General features: G+C 64.2%; 2 protein-coding genes and 1 pseudogene. All 3 read right to left on the minus strand.

Annotation, left to right across the window (positions count from 1 at the left end):
* Positions 1-265: 265 nt before the first annotated feature.
* Complete coding sequence (boxA, locus tag DBR23_RS14480) at positions 266-1,543, minus strand: benzoyl-CoA 2,3-epoxidase subunit BoxA (RefSeq protein ID WP_108498720.1); 1,278 nt, start codon at positions 1,541-1,543, stop codon at positions 266-268.
* Positions 1,544-1,694: 151 nt separating this feature from the next.
* A complete protein-coding gene (gene boxB / locus DBR23_RS14485) occupies positions 1,695-3,122 on the minus strand; it encodes a benzoyl-CoA 2,3-epoxidase subunit BoxB (RefSeq protein WP_056746952.1) in 1,428 nt (475 codons plus the stop codon).
* Positions 3,123-3,163: 41 nt separating this feature from the next.
* A pseudogene (locus DBR23_RS14490) lies at positions 3,164-3,483 on the minus strand (benzoyl-CoA-dihydrodiol lyase); the annotation flags it as partial.

Here is a 3,483-nt window from a genome sequence, read left to right on the forward strand (position 1 = left end):
TGGGTCATCCCGTGAAGGCTGTGCACTGGGTGGGCACGGCCGAGCGGGACGGTCCGGCGGCGCGTGCATCGGGGGAAGGAGTCCTCCCGAAGGCAAAGCCCGCTATTTTCGCAGGAACGACAGACCAGTCTGCCGGTCAGCCTCCGGCGTTGCAGCTGTTACACAAGGGAAAGGGCTCCATGCAGCGCCCCGAGGCCCGGCCAATGGGCCTTTTTTGGGGAGGCGCCATGGATTGAGTTTGGTTCAGGCCGATGCCATTCCCGCCTCAGTATGTCTCCAGATGCAGTCGCCCTTCGCGCTGAAGCGTCCCACCCAGGGCGTCCCAGCTCAGCCCCGCCTCCTGGGCGATGTCACGCAGCGCCATCACCACGCCTTCTTCCATGCCCTTGAGGCCGCAGACGTAGAAGTGGCTGTTGTCATCGCGCAGCAGGGCCAGCAGGTCGGCGGCGCGCTCGCGCATCAGGTCTTGCACATAGCGCTTGGGCTGCCCGGGCGTGCGGGAGAAAGCCAGGTTGATGTCGATGAAATCCTTGGGCAGGCTTTGCAGGGGGCCGAAGTAGGGCAGTTCCTGCTGCGTGCGTGCGCCGAAGAACAGCAAGAGCTTGCCGCCCTCAAACTTGCCGCTGTTGCGCAGCCTGCGCCGCCACTCGGTCATGGCGCGCATGGGCGCGCTGCCGGTGCCGGTGCAGATCATCAAGATGTGCGATCGCGGATGGTTGGGCATGAGGAAGCTGCTGCCGAACGGCCCCACCACCTGCACCTTGTCGCCTACCTTCAGATCGCAAACGTAGTTGGAGGCAACGCCTCGCACAGGGTTGCCATCGTGGTCCACGGTCACGCGCTTCACAGTCAGCGCCAAGTTGTTGTAGCCGGGGCGTTCGCCGTTGCGCGGGCTGGCCACCGAGTATTGGCGCGCGTGGTGGGGTTTGCCCAGCGCATCGGCGCCCGGCGGGATGATGCCAATCGATTGCCCTTCCAGCACGGGGAACGGCATGCTGCCGAAATCGAGCACCACATGGTGGGTCTCGCTCTCAAAACCCACCTCGGTGCAATTGAAGTTGCCGACCACGGTGGCTGTGGTCGGGTTTTTGGGCGGAAAAAGATTGGTGTAGGGATGGGCTGCAGACCAGGGCGGTACCGTGGCTCCGTACTGGGCGGAGCGAAAAACCTGCGTGCCCGGCTCAGCAGGCGCTTCGGGGGCTTGCTGCAGCGCCGTTACCTCTGTGGCGGGCTCTCCGCCTGCTGCGACCAGTTCATGGGGGGCAAGCTCGCCCGGCAGTTCTTCCCAGCTGAACTGTTCCTCAACGGTGTAGGCGCGGGCCACTGGCACCGCACGCCAGTTATCGATGGAACCCGTGGGGCAGGGCGAGATGCAGGCCATGCAGCCGTTGCACACATCGGCTCGCACCACGTAGTTGTTGTCGTCGTGCGTGATCGCGTTGACCGGACAGGTGGCCTCGCAGGTGTTGCAGCGAATGCAGATCTCCGGGTCGATCAGATGCTGCTTCAGGATGCCGTTGTCGATCAGCGTGTGGGTGTCCATATTCATTCTTCGAGCAATATCCGGCTACCAGTGCTGGGACCTTGCATACAGTGGAGGCATTCGGTGTGCCACAACGCAGAGCCCGACTCGCCGTGCCGCTCGCGCCGTCTTGCCAGGGGCGGCGAATGCGGCACGGGCAACTAAGCTGCGATCAATTAAAACGCACGTACTCAAAATCCACCGGCTGGCGGTTGATGCCCATGACGGGGGGCGCGATCCAGCCGGCGAACTTGCCCGGCTCGACCACACGGCCCATCAACGACGCCACAAACGCGAAGTCTTCGGGCGTGGGCAGCCATTCGGCCTTGCGCGCGGTCCATTCTGCCTCGCTCACCACGCGGCCGTCGGGCGACATCTTGATGCCCGCCAGCGCGCCGATCTGGCGATTGAAGGCCTTGTGGGGGACCACCAGGCGGGTGGGGACTCCCGCTTTCTCCAGCACCTTGTTCCACCGGCCCACGCCCGCCATGGAGTCCTTGATGAAGTCGTCGCGCAGCACTTCGTTCAGCGCGTTGAGCATGGGCACTTCTTTTTCCAGCAGCTGTCCGTCCTTGACCTCCAGCACCTTGTACGTCTGGCCCTTGAGCACATGATCGTCCGTGCGTTTTCCTTCTTCGTAGCGACCCTTGAGGCCCGAGCTGTAGAACGTGGCGGCGTTGCTCGACTGGTCGGCGCCGAACAGGTCGATGGTCACGCTGTAGTGGAAGTTGAGGTAGCGCTGGACGGTGGGCAGGTCGATGGCGCCAGCCGCACGCACCTTGGCAGGGTCGTCGGTCTTGAGGTCGTTCATCACCTGTGCGGTGCGCGACAGCACGCGCGAGATGCCGCTTTCGCCCACAAACATGTGGTGGGCCTCTTCGGTCAGCATGAACTTGGTGGTGCGCGCCAGCGGGTCAAAAGCGCTCTCTGCCAGGGCCGAGAGCTGGAACTTGCCGTCACGGTCAGTGAAGTAGGTGAACATGAAAAACGCCAGCCAATCCGGCGTCTTTTCATTGAACGCGCCCAGGATGCGCGGGTTGTTCTCGTCGCCGGACTGGCGCTGCAGCAGCGCTTCGGCCTCCTCGCGGCCGTCGCGGCCGAAGTGCTTGTGCAGCAGGTACACCATGGCCCACAGGTGGCGGCCCTCTTCCACATTGATCTGGAACAGGTTGCGCAGGTCGTACATGCTGGGCGCCGTCAGGCCCAGGTGGCGCTGCTGCTCGACCGAGGCAGGCTCCGTGTCGCCCTGGGTCACGATGATGCGGCGCAGATTGGCGCGGTGCTCGCCGGGCACGTCCTGCCAGGCTTTTTCGCCCTTGTGGTCGCCAAAGTGGATCTCGCGGTTGCTGTCGCCTGGGTTCAAAAAGATGCCCCAGCGGTAGTCGCGCATCTTCACGTGGCCGAACTGGGCCCAGCCGTTCGGGTCCACGCTCACGGCGGTACGCAGATAGACCTCATGGTTGGTGGAGCCCTCGGGACCCACGTCGTCCCACCAGTTGATGAAGTTGGGCTGCCAGCCTTCTAGCGCGCGCTGCAACGTGCGGTCTTCGCCCAGGTTCACGTTGTTGGGAATCTTCTCGCTGTAGTTGATGCTGCTCATGGGGTGCTCCTCTGGATGGAAATCGAATGCAGGGCAGGGGGTCAGACGCGCGTCTGGTCAAACCCGGCCTTCTGGCCGGTGCCGTAAACCTTGAGCGCGCCCTTCTCGCCCACGGCGTTGGGGCGGTTGAAGATCCAGTTCTGCCACGCGGTCAGGCGCCCGAAGATGCGGGTGTTCATGTTCTCCCTGCTGGCAAAGCGCAGGTTGGCCTCCAGGCCGGTCAGCGCATCGGGCGACATGGCGGCGCGTTCTTCAATGGCGATACGGATTTCGTCGGCCCAGTCGATGTCGTCGGGGGCTGCCGTGACCAGGCCCAGCGCCAGTGCGCTGTCTGCGTCCAGCGGCCGGCCCGCGGCAGCGC

Source organism: Acidovorax sp. HMWF018, from assembly GCF_003061035.1.
Classification (GTDB): Bacteria; Pseudomonadota; Gammaproteobacteria; order Burkholderiales; family Burkholderiaceae_C; genus Acidovorax; species Acidovorax delafieldii.